General features: G+C 65.4%; 13 protein-coding genes. 8 read left to right on the forward strand and 5 right to left on the reverse strand.

Annotation, left to right across the window (positions count from 1 at the left end; translation table 11 throughout):
• Positions 1 to 158: 158 nt before the first annotated feature.
• The 5 genes from GPL20_RS02620 to GPL20_RS02640 all read right to left on the reverse strand — a co-directional run bounded on the left by GPL20_RS02620 (position 159) and on the right by GPL20_RS02640 (position 8,163).
• Positions 159 to 758 carry a Spy/CpxP family protein refolding chaperone gene (locus GPL20_RS02620; protein WP_157327359.1) on the reverse strand — a complete coding sequence of 200 codons (600 nt, stop codon included), beginning with the start codon at positions 756 to 758 and terminating at the stop codon, positions 159 to 161.
• 208 nt (positions 759 to 966) lie between these two features.
• The gene (locus GPL20_RS02625; protein ID WP_157327361.1) at positions 967 to 1,980 is read right to left on the reverse strand and encodes a TRAP transporter substrate-binding protein; all 1,014 of its coding nucleotides are present in this window, start codon (positions 1,978 to 1,980) and stop codon (positions 967 to 969) included.
• A 214-nt stretch (positions 1,981 to 2,194) separates the two neighbouring features.
• Positions 2,195 to 5,794, reverse strand: a complete 3,600-nt coding sequence (locus GPL20_RS02630; RefSeq protein ID WP_157327363.1) for a beta strand repeat-containing protein — start codon at positions 5,792 to 5,794, stop codon at positions 2,195 to 2,197.
• A 175-nt stretch (positions 5,795 to 5,969) separates the two neighbouring features.
• Complete coding sequence (locus GPL20_RS02635) at positions 5,970 to 7,532, reverse strand: 2-isopropylmalate synthase (protein ID WP_157327365.1); 1,563 nt, start codon at positions 7,530 to 7,532, stop codon at positions 5,970 to 5,972.
• Positions 7,533 to 7,899: 367 nt separating this feature from the next.
• Positions 7,900 to 8,163, reverse strand: coding sequence for a hypothetical protein (locus GPL20_RS02640; protein WP_254125368.1), 264 nt, complete (start codon positions 8,161 to 8,163; stop codon positions 7,900 to 7,902).
• A 277-nt stretch (positions 8,164 to 8,440) separates the two neighbouring features.
• Here GPL20_RS02640 and GPL20_RS02645 point away from each other — a divergent pair, with 277 nt between their 5' ends.
• The 8 genes from GPL20_RS02645 to GPL20_RS02680 all read left to right on the forward strand — a co-directional run bounded on the left by GPL20_RS02645 (position 8,441) and on the right by GPL20_RS02680 (position 18,614).
• Positions 8,441 to 9,679 carry an SMP-30/gluconolactonase/LRE family protein gene (locus GPL20_RS02645; RefSeq protein WP_157327367.1) on the forward strand — a complete coding sequence of 413 codons (1,239 nt, stop codon included), beginning with the start codon at positions 8,441 to 8,443 and terminating at the stop codon, positions 9,677 to 9,679.
• Between the two features lie 123 nt (positions 9,680 to 9,802).
• Positions 9,803 to 10,924, forward strand: coding sequence for a D-alanine--D-alanine ligase family protein (locus GPL20_RS02650; protein WP_157327369.1), 1,122 nt, complete (start codon positions 9,803 to 9,805; stop codon positions 10,922 to 10,924).
• 59 nt (positions 10,925 to 10,983) lie between these two features.
• Positions 10,984 to 12,084 carry an NAD(P)/FAD-dependent oxidoreductase gene (locus GPL20_RS02655; protein ID WP_157327371.1) on the forward strand — a complete coding sequence of 367 codons (1,101 nt, stop codon included), beginning with the start codon at positions 10,984 to 10,986 and terminating at the stop codon, positions 12,082 to 12,084.
• 467 nt (positions 12,085 to 12,551) lie between these two features.
• On the forward strand, positions 12,552 to 13,427 hold the full coding sequence (locus GPL20_RS02660; RefSeq protein WP_157327373.1) for a branched-chain amino acid ABC transporter permease: 876 nt from the start codon (positions 12,552 to 12,554) through the stop codon (positions 13,425 to 13,427).
• A gap of 1 nt (position 13,428) precedes the next feature.
• Entirely contained in the window at positions 13,429 to 14,355 is a 927-nt protein-coding gene (locus GPL20_RS02665; protein WP_157327375.1) for a branched-chain amino acid ABC transporter permease, read from the forward strand.
• The gene (locus GPL20_RS02670; RefSeq protein ID WP_157327377.1) at positions 14,355 to 15,836 is read left to right on the forward strand and encodes an ATP-binding cassette domain-containing protein; all 1,482 of its coding nucleotides are present in this window, start codon (positions 14,355 to 14,357) and stop codon (positions 15,834 to 15,836) included. Before GPL20_RS02665 ends, GPL20_RS02670 begins: the two co-directional genes overlap by 1 nt.
• A 40-nt stretch (positions 15,837 to 15,876) precedes the next feature.
• Positions 15,877 to 17,115 (forward strand): ABC transporter substrate-binding protein, encoded by a 1,239-nt coding sequence (locus GPL20_RS02675; protein ID WP_157327380.1) that lies wholly within the window; start codon positions 15,877 to 15,879, stop codon positions 17,113 to 17,115.
• Positions 17,116 to 17,303: 188 nt separating this feature from the next.
• Entirely contained in the window at positions 17,304 to 18,614 is a 1,311-nt protein-coding gene (locus GPL20_RS02680; RefSeq protein ID WP_157327382.1) for an ABC transporter substrate-binding protein, read from the forward strand.
• The last annotated feature ends 69 nt before the right edge of the window (positions 18,615 to 18,683 follow it).

Here is an 18,683-nt window from a genome sequence, read left to right on the forward strand (position 1 = left end):
AAAGCCTTGCGAGGCCGGTCGTTTAGCAAAGCGATCCCAGGATGGCAAGCGATGCGATGAAGGTTTTCCAAGGGTTCGTCCACAAGGCCCAAAAAGCGAAAAGCCGCCGGATTCCAGCGGCTTCGCCAGGGTCAATCCCGGGAAAATCCGGCCCTTGCTCAGAGCCGGCCCTCGCCGTCCCGGTCCCGGCCGCTATCGCGGTCGAAACGGTCACGGTGGAAGTGCTCCATGCCGCGCTCCATCATGCGGTCCATGCCCCGTTCCATGAAGTGGTGGCGGGGCGGGCCGTCCTCGCCGGCCCCGAACGGGCCACGGTGGCGGGTCAGCACGGCGAGGCGCCGCTTCTGGCCCTCGTCGAGGGTCTTGTAGAGCGGGTCGGCGGCATCGGCGATCTTCTTCAGGGCCGCGGAGGTCGCGCCCATGTCCTCGGCGCGCTGGCGCAGGCGGGCGACCGGATCCTCCGGCTTGTCGGCGTCGCCCGGGCCGGCGCCCATCCGCGCATTAGCGCGGTCGATGCGCAGCTTGGCGAGCTCACGCACGGCGCTCTCGACCGGCGGCCACAGCTTCTCCTGGTCGGCATTCAGCTTCAGCCCGGCATGGACGGCGGCGATCCGCGCGTCGACGAAGGCGGCGCGGTCTTCCGGGTTCATGCGGAAGTGGCGGACGTGCTCCATCCACGGGCGATGAAACTGGGCATAGACCGCGCCCGAGCCGGCGATGCTGAGCACGGCGATGGCAGCGATGGTGAACTTCCTCATACGGACCTCCTCTGGAAGGGTGCACGAGGATGAGCGCGGGACGGCTGACGCGCAACTTACAACTTGGACAGGAAGCACGTCCTCACGACCATGTAACGCCTGATTTTACCTCCAGTCGCAGACTGGAAATCATTCGCAACAAAAAGGCTTCCGTGCGACCCGCACGGAAGCCTTCGGTCATCGTCGGTCTGATCGGTGTCTGTCCGGATCAGTTCGTCGTGCTCTTGGCTTCCTTCTGGAACTCGTCGATCAGCGGCTGGCCGATGCGGCCTGCGGCGTCCTTGTAGACCGGCTCCATCGCCTTGCGCATCGCCTCATCCTGCTCGCCCGTGAGCTTGATGATCTCGCTCTTGCCGCTCTTCTTGATCTCGGCCAGCGCGTCGTCGTTCTCCTTCTGCGACTGCGCGTTGTTGAAGTCGGTCGCTTCCTTCATCGCCTTGGTGAGCTGATCACGGATGTCGGCCGGCAGATCGTCCCAGAACTTCTTGTTCACGATCACGACGTAGCCGATGTAGCCGTGGTTGGTCTCGGTGATGTACTTCTGCACCTCGTGCATCTTCTGGGTATAGATGTTCGACCAGGTGTTCTCCTGGCCGTCGACGACGCCGGTCTGGAGGGCCTGATAGACTTCCGAGAACGCCATCACCTGCGGCAGTGCGCTCAGCGCCTTGAACTGGGCCTGGAGCACGCGCGAGGACTGGATGCGGAACTTGACGCCCTGATAGTCGGCCGGCGTCACCAGCTTTTTGTTGGCGCTCATCTGCTTGAAGCCGTTGTCCCAATAGGCAAGGCCGGTGATGCCCTTGGAGTCCAGCAGCTTGAGCAGCCTGGCTCCGAGCGGGCCTTCCGTCACCTTCCGCAGCGTCTTCAGGTCGGGCAGGATGTAGGGCAGATCGAACACCTCGAACTCGCGGATGCCGAGCGGGCCGAACTTGGAGTTGGACGGCGCCAGCATCTGCACGCTGCCGAGCTGGAGCGCCTCGAGCTCTTCCTTGTCCTTGTAGAGCGTCGAGTTCGGGTAGATCTCGACCTTGACCTTGCCGCCGGTGTACTTCTCGGCGAGCTCCTTGAATTTCTCCGACGCCTTGCCCTTCGGCGTGTCGGTGGCCACCACGTGGCTGAATTTCAGGATGATCGGCGCCTGGGCCGATGCCGGCCCGGTGAGTGCCAACGGCCCGGCCAGAGCCGCAATCGATGCCGCAGCCAGAATGAGTTTCCGCATGCTTCCTCCCGCACGTCCTTGTGGGGCGGGACCGCCCGCCCCCGAGACTTAACAGTCCAGACTTGAGGGCAGCTTTATAGGGAAGCAGGCTGAGGCGCCATTGCCCCTTAGCAGGGGGCGGCTTGCAAAAATGCAGTATCGCGAGGGGCTTGGTTGCGCGGATCCAAGGCCGGGCATGCCCGGCCTTGGCGTTCCGTCGCGGCGAACCTCAGCCTCAGCCGTGCAGCGCCGGCGCGAGCTGCGCCTGCTGCGCCACCGCGGGATCGGTGATGAGGGTGCCGCCATGGCCGTCCGACGAGATCGCGAAGTCGGCCGCGCTGTACTGGCCGAGCAGGCTCAGGGTCGCGGTGTGCGTGCCGTCCGACACGGTCAGGGTGCCGCCGCTGTTGTCGCTGTTCTGCGCATAGGTGAGCGAGGTCACGCCGTCGCTGAACAGGATGTCGCCGAGGTCGATGCTGTCATGGTCCTGCCAGCCGGAGATCGTGCCGGTGAAGCCCGATGACTGGTCGAGCGCCAGGGCGGCGTTGGGACCGGCAAAGATCACGTCGTCGATCGTGCCGCCGGTGTGGACGTAAGCGAGCGCGCCCGCACCGATCGTGGTGGCGTCGGCGCTGCCGCCGGCCTGCACGTGCTGCGTGCCCGAAAGCACCGTCGTGCCGGTCGCCCTGCCGTACACATATTGCGCGCCGCCGTTGACGATCGTCCCGCTGGCAGCGCCCCAATCGAGCTGGTAGCCGCCCGCGTTGATCGTGGTGCCGGTCGCCACGCCGTCAGCGTAGACATTCTGCTGGCTGCCGGCATTGACGGTCGTGACCGAGGCGCTGCCGTGGAGATACTGGACGGCGCCGTTGCCGATCGTGGTCTGGATCACCGTGCCGTAGACCTGCTGGCTGCCGCCATCCATGGTGGTGTTGATCGCGGTGCCGCCCGAATAGACGTCCTGCTCGCCGCCGTGGATCGTCGTGTCGCTGGCGGTGCCGCCGGTTTCGACGGTCTGCACGCCCGAATTGATCGTCGTCAGGCTCGCCGAGCCGAACACGTGCTGATTGCCGCCGCTGATCGTCGTGATGATCGTGAAGCCCCAGTCGATCTGGAGACCGCCGGCGTTGATCGTGGTTCCGGTCGCGCTGCCGTCGATGTAGACATTCTGCTCGCCGCCGGCATTGAGGGTGGTCCAGAAGGCGTTGTTGTGAACGTGCTGGATGCCACCATTCGCGATCGCGGTGTTGATCGCCACGCCGAACACCGCCTGGGTGCCGCCGTCCACGGTGGTGTTGCTCGCGATGCCACCGCCATGGATGTCCTGCTCGCCGCCGGCCTTAATCGTGGTGCCGTCGGCCGAGCCGCCGATCTGGATGTACTGGTTGCCGGAGATCACCGAGTTCGAAGCCAGGCCATACACCGATTGCTGGGCGCCCGCGGCAACCACCATTCCGCTGGCGGAGCCTTCCAGGACGACGCCCGCGCCGCTCTCGACCTTGATCTCGGAATAGCCTGCGGCGTCCTTGATCCTCCAGATCCCGCTCTGGACATCGAGCTTCTCGACATTGATCACGGTGCCGAGCAGCGTACCGGAGCCATTGCCGGACAGTACGAGCGTGTCGACGCCATCGCCGCCATCGATGGTGCCGGTGACGACCGAGCCGATCACGAGACCGATGCTGTCGTCGCCCGCGCCCATCGCGACGTCGCCGGTGATGGTGCCGAGGTTGGTGAGCGTATCGTTGCCGCCGTCGGTGGCGACGCTGCCGAAGATGCTGCCGGTGTTGCTGACGGTGTCCGCGAAGGTGCCGACGATCGAGATCGCCTCGCCGTTGTTGCCGCGGATGGTGCCGTCGTTGATGATGGTCATGGCGGCGAAGGCGCTGCCGTCATTGCTGTCGTCGACCGTGATCGCGCGCTGGTCGCTGACGATCAGACCGCCGGCCTCGTTGTGGAGGAAACCACCGCCGATCGCGAGTGCCTCGTTGAGGCCGTTGGCGGCGCCGGTCAGGCCCACGGCCCTGATCGTGCCGAAATTGTCGATCGAGACCAGGCCGTCGACATCGACGCCGTCGGCATCCGCGCCGTCGATCGCCGTCCCGGTGATGGTGCCGTGGTTGGTCACGACCGTCGTCGTGGTGGCAGCGCTGTCCATGTTGATGCCAGAACCGCTCCTGCCGAGGATCGTGCCGTCGTTGGTGACGGTGATCGGCTGGTCGCCGGTGATGCCGTGGCGCGCGCCGTCGATGACGCCGCCAACGAAATTGTTGACCACGCCGCCGCCATTGACCGACTGGAAGTCGATTGCGTCGTTGCCGTCCGAAGCCGCCGAGCCGTTGTGGCTGACGATCTGGCCGTAATTGTTGATGGTGGCGTTGGCGCCGGGCCGGATCGCGTCGGCATCGGCCGCCGAGATCACGCCGTTGGCCCCATTGTTGATGATGGTGTGCACGCCGCCCGAATTGACGTCGTCGAGATCGAGCGCCTGGCCGGCACTGCTGCCGGTTCCGGTCGAGGAGATCGTGCCCTCGTTGTTGACCGTGAAGGTGCCGCTGGTGCCCGAGACCAGGTTCGAGATCTTCACCGCGTCCTTGGTCGCGGTGATGGTGGCACCGGTCTTGTTGTTGATGGTGAAGCTGCCGCTGGTCGAACCGCTGGTGGCGATGGCGCGGCTGGTGCCGGTGATGGTGCCGGAATTGTCGACCAGCGCGCCGGGCGAGGTGCTGCCGCCGATCCAGGTGACCGGGGTCGAGCCCGACAGCGTCGCGCCGGCGAGCACGGTCAGATGATCGTTGTTGGCGAGCGTGATCGGGTTCGACGAATTGCCGGAGACCAGGGTGCCGTCGTCATTGGCGATAATGCCGGTCGCCGTCGCCGTGCCGATCGTGACGGCGGCGCCGGGATTGCTGGCGCCGGTCAGCGTCAAGGTGAATCTCTCGTCGGGCTCTGCGGTGCTGTCGCCGGAGATCGTGATGGTGACCGTCGCCGAGCTCGCGCCGGCGGCGATCGTGCCGCTGAAGGCCAGGCCCGGCAGCGTGCCGCCGTAATCGGCTGCATCGGTGCCGCCGGCCGCAAAACTCCCGGAGAAGCTGATCGCGCCGGTGGTGCCGCCGGTGCGCAGAACCGTGAAGGTCATGGTCCTGGTGCCGCTGTCACCTTCGGTAACCAGCACGCTCGCCGGCGAGAACGAGATCGTCTGCGTGGCGGGAGCCGCCACGGTGAAGGCGGTGGTCGGGAACGGCGCGTCCGGCGAGGTGCCGTCCGTGCTCTGGTCGCCGCTGCCGTTCTGGGTCTGCCAGTTGGCGGTGTTGCCGATCGCGGCGAGGTAGTCGGCGAAGCTGGCAAAACCCGAACGCGGGCCGTTATAGCCGACGATGTCGAGGCCGCCGGTGAAGCCGACCGCGGTCTGGCCGGCGACGAGGCCGGTGCCGGTCAGCGTGCCGTCGGACGTCCCATAGCCGACATTGGAGATCGCTGCGAGGAAAGTCGGGGCGGACGAGGAGCCGATATAGGCGTAGACGACCTCGCTGTCGTTGGACAGGCCGGTGTTGTTGGCGTTGGTGAAGGTCGCCGAGCCGGCGCTGGTGCCGAACGTGCCCTTGCCGATGTTGTTGATGTCGATGACGGTGCCGGCGGGAATCGCGCTGGTCGCGGTCCAGGCGATCGTGCTCTCGGAGCTGCTGCCGGTGGCGAAGCTCGTTCCGTTCCAGTTGCTGTCGGGGAAATTGATGACGGTGCCCTGCGGAATGTCGGTCAGGGCGACAAAGGACAAATTATCGTTGCCGTCGCCGTTGAATCCGGTGAAGGCGATCGAACCAGCAGAAAGGGGCATTCCAAATTCTCCAGCAGCGGGGCAAGGCGCGCGACGCTGCCGGTTAATGGAATGTTAACATGACATGTTAATAACATATTTGTTGCGATACCCCCGCATGAACGCGATTATGCGTCAAACGAAAAACGCGGCGCCGGGGCGCCGCGTTCTTGCAGACTAGCCTTGAAAGCTGGCGTCAGCTTGCCGCCGCCGTCGTCACCGTATCGCGCTGGCGCTTCATGACGATCTTGTTGAGCGCGCCGAGATAGGCCTTGGCCGAGGCCACCAGCGTGTCCGGATCCGCCGCGCGCGCGGTCATCGAACGGCCATCCTGCGACAGCCGCACCGAGACTTCGGCCTGCGCGTCGGTGCCTTCGGTGACAGCGTGGACCTGGTACAGCTCGAGCTTGGCCTCGTGCGGCACCAGGCGCTTGATGCAGTTGAACACCGCGTCCACCGGACCGTTGCCTTCGGCCTCCTCGATCTTGATCTGGCCGTCGACGTCGAGCTTCATGGTCGCGCGCTGCGGGCCGTGAGTGCCGGCGATCACGGTCAGCGAGGTCAGCTTGATGCGGTCGTGCGAAGCCGCCATCTCCTCGTCGACCAGCGCCTCGATGTCCTCGTCGTAGATGTCCTTCTTGCGGTCGGCGAGCGCCTTCATCCGCGTGAACGCATCTTCCAGCTGGTTGGGGCCGAGCTTGTAGCCCATCTCCTCCAGCTTGTGCACGAAGGCGTGGCGGCCGGAGTGCTTGCCGAGCACCAGCGAGGACTGCTTCAGGCCGACCATCTCGGGCCGCATGATCTCGTAGGTGGAAGCGTCCTTCAGCACGCCGTCCTGGTGGATACCGCTCTCATGCGCAAAGGCGTTCCGGCCGACGATGGCCTTGTTGTACTGCACCGGGAACGAGGTCGCCGCCGACACCACCTTCGAGGCGCGGGTGAGCTGCGTGGTGTCGATCTTGTTCCAGTAGGGGAATTTGTCGTTGCGAACGTTGATCGCCATCACGATCTCTTCGAGCGCGGCGTTGCCGGCACGCTCGCCGATGCCATTGATGGTGCATTCGACCTGGCGGGCGCCGCCGACGATGCCGGCCAGCGAGTTCGCCACCGCCATGCCGAGATCGTTATGGCAGTGCACGGAGAACACGGCCTTGTCCGAATTCGGCACGCGCTCGATCAGCGTCTTCATGAAGTGGGTGTATTCCTCCGGCACCGTATAACCGACGGTGTCGGGGATGTTCACCGTGGTGGCGCCGGCCTTGATCACGGCCTCGACGATACGGCACAGGAAGTCCATCTCGCTGCGGGTGCCGTCCTCGGCCGACCATTCGACGTCGTCGATCTGGTTGCGGGCGCGTGCGACCATGGCGACCGAGGTCTCGATCACCTGCTCCGGGGTCTTGTTCAGCTTCACCCGCATATGCAGCGGCGAGGTCGCGATCACCGTGTGGACACGGCCGCGCTTGGCGAACTTCACGGCTTCGGCGCAGCGGTCGATGTCGGCGGGATGAGCGCGGGACAGGCCGGCGATGACCGCATTCTTGGAGCGGCGGGCGATCTCGCTCACCGCCTGGAAGTCGCCTTCGGAGGTGATCGGGAAGCCGGCTTCGATCACGTCGACGCCCATGTCGTCCAGCAGCTCGGCGACCTCGAGCTTCTCCTCGAAGGTCATGGTGGCGCCGGGGCACTGCTCGCCGTCGCGCAACGTGGTGTCGAAAATGATGACGCGGTCCTTGTCGGACTTGTTCACGGAGGCCATTTCAAATTTCCTTTTGAGCTTTCGCGCCGTTCAGTCTGCTGGGCGCTTGAGGTGTCCGGTGAGCTCGACCAACCCCTGAGCGCCCAGGCGCGTGGCGCCCAGCCGGCCCTCAGGGGCAGCTAAGAAGAAGCCCGCCAAGGAGGGTGGGCAGCAGCGCGGCCGGGATCGTGGCGGCGGCCAGAGCCACCTCCCCCGAAATCCCATCGATTTGGCCGCGAATCAGCATTGCCAGACCCTTTTGAGCTCTCAAATCCTCGGTCAAAACCGTTGACGGTTGGTTGCCGGGAGGCTCGATGCGCCGTTTCTAGACGAGAAACGGCGGCAACTGCAACGCCAAAAGATGGTCAGTATAGGTGACCTTGTTGCGCTAGACCGTGCGGCGGGCGCGGGCCCTGCTTTCCCAGCGATTCAGCATCAGGCCAAGTTCGCCGGTGGCAGGTGGCGCAGGTGCATTGGTGTTCGCAGCTTGGTTGGTGTTGGCAGGCGTAGCGGCGCGGAGCCAACCCGGCTCGGTATATTCGCGCCAGCGGCGAGCCTCCGCCCGACGTTTGCGGGAGACAAGATCGCGGGTGAAATAGCCGGCCGCAAATGCGATTCCGAGCAAAATGACCAATGCGACGACGGCTAGCACAATGAGCTCCGGCTTATGCCCCGACAGACTTCTGCCAGCATCGGGCGCGAGGTCAAGGCTTGACAGGCCCTAAAACCGTTTCCGACCAACCGCGCACTGCGGGACGAATTGTCGCCTCGCATGTCGCATAGCCGTAATGCGGCGATGTTGCGGCCTCATCAAGGCATCGCTCGGAGGATGCGAACCTGCCCCTCGCAACTGCGCGCGGACCGGACTAACCTCCCCGCGCTCGGCCGGATCAACCGGCCAGCCGAACATAACCAACCGGGAGGACGCGATGACACGCCAAGAGGCTCGTGACCACGAGCCGCGTGACCAGGATGCTGCGCTATCACGTCGAACACTTGTGCAGGGGCTTGCGCTCGGCGCCGCGGCCACGATGGCCGGAGCCGGCCCCGCGCTGGCCCAGGCCGGGCCGGCCGCCCCACCGACCACGATCACCACCCCGCCCCGTGACTTCGGCCCTCAGGGCGCACCGACCACCTATTTCTGGGACCCCGACATCATCGCGGTCGATCCGTCGTTCAACGATCTGGCGCAGCCCAACACCGCGATCAAGCGCCTCCATACCGGCCTGCTATGGGCCGAAGGTCCGGCCTGGAGCGCACAGGGCCGCTATCTCCTGTGGAGCGACATTCCCAACAACCGGCAGATGCGCTGGACCGAGGACGACGGCCGCGTCAGCGTGTTCCGCACGCCATCCAACAATTCCAACGGCAACTCGTTCGACTTCCAGGGCCGGCAGCTCTCCTGCGAGCACCTGACGCGGCGGGTGACGCGCTACGAGCATGACGGCACCGCCACCGTGCTCGCCGAGTCCTATCAGGGCAAGCGGCTGAACTCGCCGAACGACGTCGCCGCGCATCCCGACGGCAGCTACTGGTTCACCGATCCGCCCTATGGCGGGCAGCTCTATGAGGGCGAGCCCGACGTCGCGGGCGGTCCGAGCAATGCGGGCGGCAAGCTCAATCCGCGGATCGGACAGCCGGCCGGCTTCGTGCCGGGCAAGCGCGAGCTGCCGACCAATTGCTATCGCATCGACCCGTCGGGCCGCATCGATCTGGTCGTGACCGAGGACCAGGTGCCCGACCCGAACGGCCTCTGCTTCTCGCCCGACTACAAGAAGCTCTACATCGCCTCGACCGGCAAGGGTCCGGGCGACACCGGAGCGGGCGGCAAAGGCGAGATCTTCGTGTTCGACGTCGGCACCGACAACAAGCTGTCGAACCTTAAGCGCTTCTCCGACTGCGTGATCGACGGCGTGAAGTGCGGACCGGATGGCCTGCGCTGCGACGTCAACGGCAACGTCTGGTCCTCCAGCAATGCCGGCCGCGCGGTCGGCTACAGCGGCGTGACGGTGTGGTCGCCGGAGGGCAAGCTGCTCGGCCGCATCCGCCTGCCGGAAGTGTGCGGCAACGTCTGCTTCGGCGGCCCCAAGCGCAACCGCCTGTTCATGGCCGCGAGCCAGTCGCTCTATGCGGTCTACACGGCGACGCAGGGCGCAGGGCCGGGCTGAACGGCACACGCCTTCAATCGCGACACGGCGCCGGCGAGCCTCGCCGGCGCCGAATTGCTTCTGTCGATGCGTCAACCGGAGCAACAGAGGTGACTTCCGGATGAGACGCGTGATAATTCGACCATGGCAGACAAAATTCGCGTCGTTGTTCTCTATGGCGGCAGGTCCGGTGAGCATGAGGTCTCGCTGAAATCGGCGGCCTCCGTGTTCAGGCATCTCGACCGCACCCGCTTCGAGGTGATCCCGGTGTCCATCGACAAGGACGGACGCTGGCAATGGAACGACCTTCGTTTGCTCGATCCGGCGCATGTGGCGGCTCTGCCAATCTTGCGCGACGCACCCGAGATACGGCTGGCCAGAGGCCCCGATGGACGCGGCGCTCTCGTGCCGATTTCCGCGGGGACGATGAACCCGCTTGAGATCGACGTCGTTTTTCCGGTCATCCACGGGCCGCTTTGCGAGGACGGCACCGTGCAGGGATTGCTGGAACTGGCCGACGTCGCCTATGTCGGGTCGGGCGTTCTCGCCTCCGCCGTCAGCATGGACAAGGATGTCGCCAAGCGGCTCGCCGAATTCGCCGGCATTCCGGTCGCGCCCTACCGCGTGCTGACCCGCAAGGCCTTCGTTCAGGACCGGTCCTCGTCGCTTGCGCAGGCGATCGAGGGTCTGAACCTCCCGGTTTTCGTCAAGCCCTGCAACATGGGCTCCAGCGTCGGCATTCACAAGGTCAAGACGTGGGATGCGCTCGGCGCGGCGCTCGACGATGCGTTCCGGTACGACATCAAGGTGCTGGTCGAACAGGGCATCGACGCGCGCGAAATCGAGGTCGCGGTGCTCGAGGGCGAGACGCTGTTCGCGAGCGTCGCCAGCGAGCTGAACCCCAATGCCCATCACGAGTTCTATTCGTACGAGGCAAAATATCTCGATCCCGACGGCGCCCGGGTTGACCTTCCTGCGAGGCTCGACGCGGCGCAGATGGAGCGCGTGCGATCACTCGCCACCCAGGTGTTCGCCGCGTTCGAGTGCAGCGGCTTCGCGCGCGTCGACTTTTTCCTGGATCGGCAGACCGGCCGGTTCTGCTTCAACGAGATCAATACCCTGCCCGGCTTCACCTCGATCAGCATGTATCCGAAGATGATGGAAGCCTCGGGCGTGCCCTATGGAGAGTTGTTGACGCGCCTCGTCGATCTGGCGCTCGACCGGTACCGGCAACGACAATCCCTGGAACGGGGCTACGCAAGCTAGGTTGTTTCCGGTCGGGCGCAAAGCGCCATCGAGAATTGACCGGGGCCAGGAAAAAGACCATGCGCGTTGTGATCTGCGGCGGCGGCGTGATCGGGGCCTGCATCGCGTGGTTCTTCCGCCGCCGGGGCATCGACGTCATCGTCGTCGAACGGACCGAGGTGGCGGCGGCCGCATCGGGCAAGGCCGGCGGCTTCCTCGCGCGCGACTGGTGCGCCGGCACGCCGCTCGATGCGCTGGCGCGGCGCAGCTTTGCGCTTCATGCGCAACTGCCGGGGGAGATCGCCGGCGATTGGGGCTATCGCCCCATGACCGCCTATAGCGGCTTCGTTGCTGGCGATGGCGATGCCCGCCGGGCTCTTCCGTCGGCGCTCGGCTGGCTCGCCAACGGTGTCGTCATCGCGCAGCGCATCGGCACGCGCGAGACGACCGCGATCGTTCATCCCCGCAAGTTCACCTCGTGCGTGATGGACGCCGCGCTCGCCCAAGGCGCGCAGCTTCGCCGCGGCCGCATCACCGGCATCGCCCGCGATGCGGATGGCACGACTGCGAGAGGCGTCGAGGTCGAGGGCGGCGTCATCGAGGCGGACGCCGTCGTCATCGCCATGGGACCATGGTCGCTGCTCGCCGCGCAATGGATGAGCCTGCCCGCGGTCTACGGTCAGCGCAGCCCGAGCATCGTGTACGACACCGGCACCGATGTGCCGGCCGATGCGCTGTTCCTGGAGTGTGAGGACGACGGCAGCGCGATATCGATCGAGGTTTTCCCGCGGGCCGACGGCAGCACGCATATCACGGCGCTTTCCGACATCGCGCCGCTGCCGCTCGATCCCGCGGCCGTGACGCCCGATGATGACGCGATCGCCCGCCTGCGAGCGATGTGCGAGCGGCTGTCGCCGCTGTTCCGGCCCGAGAGGATCATCGCGCAGCAGGCCTGCTTCCGTCCGGTGACGCAGGACGGCTTGCCGCTGATCGGCAAGGTGCCGCGGAGCGAGGGTCTCTACGTTGCGACCGGACACAATGTCTGGGGCATTCTCAATGCGCCCGCGACCGGCGAGGCGCTGGCGCAGTTGATCGCCGAGGGCGAAACACAGATTGACCTTTCGCCGTTCGATCCTGCCCGGCTCGCGCCGCTCGATCCGTCGCTGCTGCACGCGCGCTGAAACGGCCGCACGCGGCATCAGTCGTGACGAAGGCAACGCCGGTCACGCCTACCGCAGCGCATGCATGGGCGCCGACGAAATCTGCATGACTGTGCGGTCGACGCGCCGCGCTGCTCTCTATTTACGCAGCGCTGGATTTTGGTCGGCCTCTCACAATCCTGAACGCGGTTTCACTTGCCGAGAATGTCCTCGCCGGTATAGTCGCGCCCCAATAGCTCACAAGAGGCTTGTTCAAGGGAGAGAACAACATGAAGAAAAGACTCTCTGTTGCGTTGCGAATTCGCTCGACGCCGCCGTGACCGGCGCGCCGGAGGACGTCGTCAGGACTGACGTCAGTCTCCCGAGCTCCATCAAGCCCACCGCGAACTGATCGGAACGGCGCCCGGCCCTTGCCCGGAGCCTTCCGCATGCGGTGCACGCAGCACCTTTTCCTCCAAGCGGCAGCCGTACTGCCCGGCCAATCATCAATGCGAGCATTCCAGATATTGATCGATGGCTTTGCCATCAGCGCGCTCTACGCTCTCGGTGCCACCGGCTTCACGCTGATCTTCGGCGTCTCCGGCGTGCTCAACCTCTCCCACGGTGCCATCATGGTGGCGGCAGCGGTGGCGGCCTGGGCCGCCGCCAGCATCCTCAATGTCGGCACCTATGCCGGCGCGCTGATCGGCGTTGGTGTCGCGCTTCTCACTGCGTTTGCCACCTATTTCGCCGTGGTGAAGCCGATCCAGGACTCCCGGCGCATCCCCAATGAGGAGAAGGAGATCTTCGTCCTCACCGGTACGCTGCTCTGGGGCATCATGATCCAGGAGCTGATCGCCTATTTCTTCACCAACAACGCCAAGACCGTGCTGCCGATCGTCGAGGGCGTGGTCGAGATCCTCGGCGTCCGCACGCCGCGCAACGAGATCTTCACCGCGATCGTGTGCTGCCTCGTCATCGCGCTGCTGTGGCTGCTTGTGAACCGCACCCGCACCGGCAAGGCGGTGCTGGCGGCCTCGATGAATCCGCGCGGCGTGACGCTGCTCGGGCTCGAGCTCACCAACATCTACATCGTGGTGTGGGCGATCTACGGCATCCTCGCCGGCATCGCCGGCGTGCTGCTCGGAATGTTCCTGGGCGTCAGCTCATACAGTGTCGGACCGCTGACGGCGAGTGCGTTCTCGATCGTCGTGCTCGGCGGTCTCGGCAGCGTCTCCGGCTCGCTGATCGCCGCCTTCGTGGTCGGCTATCTCGAGACCCTGACGGCCTATCTGGTCTCGCCGGCCTACCGCACCATCCCGGCGCTGCTGCTCCTCGTCTTCGTGATGTACATCCGGCCCCAGGGCCTTCTGGGGAGGCGTTGAGATGTCCACCTTCTTTACCTCACGCCTGTTCTTCATCTCGCTCGCGCTCGTCGTGATCGCGGCAACCTTGCCGCTCTACGTCTCCGGCTATGTGCTCGGCCTTCTCACCGTCGCGTTCTATTTCGGCGTGTTCGCGATGGCCTGGGACCTGCTGTTCGGTTTTGCCGGCGAGGTCAATTTCGGTCCGACCTTCCTGATCGGCGTCGGCGCCTACACCGCCGGCATCCTGAACGCCCAGTTCGGCTGGTCGGTCTATCCTTGCATCGTGCTCGGGGCGCTCGCCTCCGTCATCGCCGGCCTCGTGCTGGCGCTGCCGGCACTGCGGGTGCGCGGTCCGTATTTCGGTCTGACCACGCTGGTCGCGGTGCTGATGCTGCAGAACTTCATCGTGGTGTTCGCCGACCTCACCGGCGGCGAGATCGGGCTCACCATCCCCGACGTCATCACCATCGATGCCGGCGCCAATTACTGGATCGCGCTCGGCTTCATGACGATCTCGGCGGCGATCCTCTACGGCCTGTCGCAATCGCCGATCGGGCTGGTGCTGCAAGCAAGCGGCCAGGACCCGGTGCAGGCCGGCGCGCTCGGCTTCAACATCGTCAAGCACAAGCTCGCCGCCTTCATCGTCAGCGCGTTCTTCTCTGGTTTGTCGGGCGCACTCTTGGTGTTCTACTTCGGCACTGCCTCGGTCGGCACCGTCGTCGACGTCGCGGTCGGCGTCAACGTCATCGTCTCGGCCGTGCTCGGCGGCCGCCGCACCGTGCTCGGCGCGGCGCTGGGTGCGATCTTCCTGATCGTCGCCGGCGAGTTCCTGCGGCCGACCGGCGAACTCGCGACCTTCATCGTCTCGGCGGTCGCGCTCCTCGTCGTGCTGTTCTTCCCCGGCGGCTTCCTCGGAGCGGCCCTCTCGCGCGAGGCGCGCTCGTGATGGACATGAGGCTTTCCAACCGGGCCGTGCTCGAAGTCCGCGGCCTGACCAAGCGTTTCGGCGGATTGACCGCGGTCAAGAACCTCGGCTTCGACGTCAATGGCGGCGAGATCTTCGGCCTGATCGGGCCGAACGGCTCGGGCAAGTCGACCGCGATGAAGAGCGTGATGGGCATCGAGCGCCCGACGTCCGGCGAGGTGATCTTCGAGGGCGAGAACGTCGCCGGCCTGCCCGCGCACAAGATCGCGCGCAAGGGCTTCGGCATGGTGTTCCAGCACTCGCGGCCGCTGAACCGGCAGACGGTGCTGGAGAACATTCTGGTCGCGCTGCTGCCGGACAGCCTGTTCATGCTGTTCCCGGACAAGGCGCTGGTCGAGCGCGCCAAATGGATCGCCGAGCGCGTCGGGCTCGGCAACGTCATGAACCGCCGCCCGCCGACGCTGCCCTTCGCCGATTTGCGCCGGCTCGAGCTCGCCAAGGCGATCGCGCGTGACCCGAAAGTCGTGCTGGTCGACGAGCCCTTCGCAGGTCTGACGCGGGCCGAGGTCGACATCTTTTCGGACCTGATCCGCAGTTTCCGCGACGAGGGCCGCGCGGTGATGCTGGTCGACCACAACGTCAAGAGCGTGGCGGCCCTCGTCGACCGCGTGCTCGCGATGTATCTCGGCGAGGAGATCGTCACCGGAAGGGCCGACGAGGTCATGAAGAACGAGACCGTGCGCCGGGTCTATCTCGGCGGCGCGATCGAGACCCATGCGCGGCCCGAGACCAGCTTCAAGGACAAGGTGCCGCTGCTCCAGGTCGAGAATGTCAGCGTGTTCTACGGCAAGGCGCAGGCGCTGGAGAACGTCTCGATCCACGTTCACGAGGGCGAGTTCGTCTCCATCGTCGGCCTCAACGGCGCCGGCAAGACCACGCTGTTCAACACCATCTCCGGCTTCCTGCCCTATAGCGGCGAGATCGTGCGCGGCGGCGACAGGCTGCGTGGCACGAGCCCGGCGAAGATCGCCCGCAGCGGCCTCGTGCAGTGCCCGGAATCGCGCGAGCTGTTCGGCGAGATGAGCGTGCGGGAAAATCTCGATCTCGGCGGCCAGCACCTGTCCGACGACAAGCGCGCCGCACAGCTCGCCTGGCTGTTCGAGCTGTTCCCGATCCTGAAGGAGCGCCAGGGCCAGATGGCACAGACGCTGTCCGGCGGCGAGCAGCAGATGCTCGCGATCGGTCGCGCCCTGATGATGCAGCCGCAAATCCTGATCCTGGACGAGCCGACGCTGGGCCTTGCCCCCGTCATCCTCGAGCAACTGTCCAAGGCGCTGACCAAGCTGCGGCAGACCACGTCGATCACGGTGCTGCTCGGCGAGCAGAACGTCACCTTCGCGCTTCCCCATGCCGACCGCGTCTACGTGCTCGAGCATGCGAGGATCGTCTGGGAGGGCGATCCCGGCCGCTTCGCGGCGGAGGCCGGGGCCGATTTTCTCTGAGTTCGTAACCACCAACAAAAACATGGAAAGGGAAACGACCATGCGACCATCGACGATCTTGAGCCGCAGCTTCCTCGCCTCCGCGCTGGCAATGTGCCTCGCTGCGCCCGCCTACGCGCAGTCGAACGATCCGATCAAGATCGGCGTCATCGCCGAGGTGCAGTCGATCGCGGGAGCGGCAACGCCCGGCGGCGCGCAGATCGCCGCCGACGAGATCAACGCGAAGGGCGGCGTCCTCGGCCGCAAGATCGAGATCGTCACCTACGACAACAAGAGCTCGTCCGCGGACTCCGTGCGCGCCTTCCAGCGCGCCGTGAGTGAGGACAAGGTTTCGGCCGTGATCGCAAGCTATATCAGCGAGGTCGTGCTCGCGCTGGAGCCCTGGGCGGCGCGGCTGAAGATGCCGCTGATCACGCCCGGCGCTGCCTCGAACGAGATCACCAAGGCGATCCACAACGACTATGCGAAGAACAAATACACCTTCCACGGCTATCTGACCTCGGCAGCCCAGGCCCAGCTCGTCTGCGACGCCGCCAAGGATCTCCTGGTCGACAAGCTCAAGTTCAAGACCGTCGCGATCATGAGCGAGGATGCGGCCTGGACCAAACCGCTCGACGTCGGCTATGAGGCGTGCCTGCCCAAGGCCGGCCTCAAGGTCGTCGAGCACGTCCGCTTCTCGCCCGACACCACCGACTTCACGCCGATCTTCAACAACATCGAGAGCAAGAAGCCGGACGTGATCGTGACCGGCATCTCGCATGTCGGCGTGCAGCCGACGGTGCAGTGGAAGAACCAGCAGGTGCCGATCCCGATGTTCGGCATCAGTGCGCAGGCGCTGAGCCCGACCTTCTGGAAGGACACCAATGGCGCCGCCGACGGCGTGCCGTCGCTGGCCGTGGCGACGCCCGATGTCGCCGTCACCCCCAAGACGAAACCGTTCGCGGCAGCCTTCAAGGCCAAGTTCGGCAGCCCCCCGGCCTATACCGGCTACACCGCCTATGACGAGGTCTACTTCATCACCGAAGCGATCAAGCGCGCGGGCTCGACCGATCCCGACAAGATGGTCGCCGAACTCGAGAAGACCGACTACGAGGGCACGATCGGCCGCATCCAGTTCTACGGCAAGGACGACGAGTTCACCCACGGCATCAAGTCCGGCCCGGGCGCGGTCACCGGCCTCGTCTTCCAGTGGCAGGACAGCAAGCAGGTCGTGGTCTGGCCCGAGAAGATCGCGGAAGGCAAGATGAAGTTTCCGAACTTCGTGAAGCTGTCGCAGTAATCGGTTCGCGCCGGCGACAAAGTCCATCGCTCCCTGCGGAGCGGTGGGCTTTTTGCTGTCCTTCGCAGTTGCGTTCTATTGCCGCCGCCCGCCCTATCGACCTTGGGCGATGTTGACTTTCCACCTCCCGCTCCCAATACTTCGCAAAAAAATAACAACCAGACATACAGGTTCAGAGGGAGGATAGGATGCCGACTTCACGCAGGACGCTGCTGAAGACCTCGGCGGCTGCCGCCGCCGCACTCAGCCTCGATTGGACACGTGCCAGGGCGCAAGCCGAGAATTTGCGCATCGGCGTGATCTACGATCTGACCGGCCCGTTCGCCGCCGGCGGCTCGGTTGCCTCCTCGATCGGTGCGCAGATTGCGATCGATCTCGTCAACGAGAAAGGCGGGATCGGAGGCAAGACCAAGATCGTACCTATCGCCGCCGACTCCCAGAGCAAGCCGGACGTCGCGATCAACGAGGCCGAACGCCTGATCAGCCAGGAGAAGGTCGATATCCTCAACGGCGTCTATGCGAGCTCGCACGCCGTGCCGCTCGCCGCCAAGGTCGAGCAGCAAAAGAAGATCCTCTGGATCACGACGGCGGTCTCGACCGCCGTGTTCAAGGACAAGAACCTGCAATACGTCTTCCGCGCCCAGATTCATTCCGACCAGTACGGACAAGCCTTTGCGGGGTTCATCAACGAGCATGCGAAAGCCAAGCTCGGCATGGACCCGAAGGAGGTCAAGGTCGCGCTGATCCACGAGGACGGCCCCTATGGCGTCGGCGTTGCCTCCGCCGACGAGGCCTATGCCAAGGCGGCCGGCATCCAGGTCGTGCTGCGCGAGGGCTATTCCGCCTCGGCCCCCGATCTCTCCGTGCTCGTCACCAAGATCAAGCGCGCCAAGGCCGACGTGATCTCGCACGCCGGCTACAACCCCGACATCACGCTGTTCCTGCGCCAGGCGCGCGAGAGCGGCCTGCGCTTCAAGATGCTGTTCGGAGCAGGTGCCGGCTACAGCCAGCTCGACAAGCTGCGCGCGACCTTCGGCCCCGACATCGACAATTTCTGCAACATCGATCCGGTGCCGGCGCAGCTGCTCGATCCATCAAAGCTCGCGCCGGGCATGGGCGATCTGACCAAGACCATGGTCTCGCGCTACCAGGCCAAGACCGGCGCGACCGACGTGCCGCCGCACTGCTCGATGGGCTTCAATCAGACCTGGGTGCTGCTCAACAACGTGCTGCCGGTCGCCAAGGAGAAGTACGGCAGCTTCGAGCCCGAGGCCATTCGGAAAGCAGCGCTCGACGTCGACATTCCCGCCGGCGGCACCATCCAGGGCTACGGCGTGAAATTCTTCCCGCCGGGCACCCCGCTGTCCGGCCAGAACGAACGCTCGACCCCGGTGGTGATGCAGAACGCCGGCGAGCACATCTCGGTGGTATGGCCAACGAACATCCGCACCCAGGACCCGATCTTCCCGCTGCCGAAGGGTTCGACCTACGGGGCGTAGTGAAGTCACCGCGGCGCGGACAGCGCGCTCCCTCGCCCCGCTTGCGGGGAGAGGGTTGGGGTGAGGGGG

This window comes from Bradyrhizobium cajani (assembly GCF_009759665.1).
Taxonomy (GTDB): Bacteria; Pseudomonadota; Alphaproteobacteria; order Rhizobiales; family Xanthobacteraceae; genus Bradyrhizobium; species Bradyrhizobium cajani.

Excerpts from the sequence above, each read along its gene's own strand:
- GPL20_RS02620 (WP_157327359.1), bottom strand. The coding sequence starts at position 758 with ATGAGGAAGTTCACCATCGCTGCCATCGCCGTGCTCAGCATCGCCGGC.
- GPL20_RS02625 (WP_157327361.1), bottom strand. The coding sequence starts at position 1,980 with ATGCGGAAACTCATTCTGGCTGCGGCATCGATTGCGGCTCTGGCCGGG.
- GPL20_RS02630 (WP_157327363.1), bottom strand. The coding sequence starts at position 5,794 with ATGCCCCTTTCTGCTGGTTCGATCGCCTTCACCGGATTCAACGGCGAC.
- GPL20_RS02635 (WP_157327365.1), bottom strand. The coding sequence starts at position 7,532 with ATGGCCTCCGTGAACAAGTCCGACAAGGACCGCGTCATCATTTTCGAC.
- GPL20_RS02645 (WP_157327367.1), top strand. The coding sequence starts at position 8,441 with ATGACACGCCAAGAGGCTCGTGACCACGAGCCGCGTGACCAGGATGCT.
- GPL20_RS02650 (WP_157327369.1), top strand. The coding sequence starts at position 9,803 with ATGGCAGACAAAATTCGCGTCGTTGTTCTCTATGGCGGCAGGTCCGGT.
- GPL20_RS02655 (WP_157327371.1), top strand. The coding sequence starts at position 10,984 with ATGCGCGTTGTGATCTGCGGCGGCGGCGTGATCGGGGCCTGCATCGCG.
- GPL20_RS02660 (WP_157327373.1), top strand. The coding sequence starts at position 12,552 with ATGCGAGCATTCCAGATATTGATCGATGGCTTTGCCATCAGCGCGCTC.
- GPL20_RS02665 (WP_157327375.1), top strand. The coding sequence starts at position 13,429 with ATGTCCACCTTCTTTACCTCACGCCTGTTCTTCATCTCGCTCGCGCTC.
- GPL20_RS02670 (WP_157327377.1), top strand. The coding sequence starts at position 14,355 with ATGGACATGAGGCTTTCCAACCGGGCCGTGCTCGAAGTCCGCGGCCTG.
- GPL20_RS02675 (WP_157327380.1), top strand. The coding sequence starts at position 15,877 with ATGCGACCATCGACGATCTTGAGCCGCAGCTTCCTCGCCTCCGCGCTG.
- GPL20_RS02680 (WP_157327382.1), top strand. The coding sequence starts at position 17,304 with ATGCCGACTTCACGCAGGACGCTGCTGAAGACCTCGGCGGCTGCCGCC.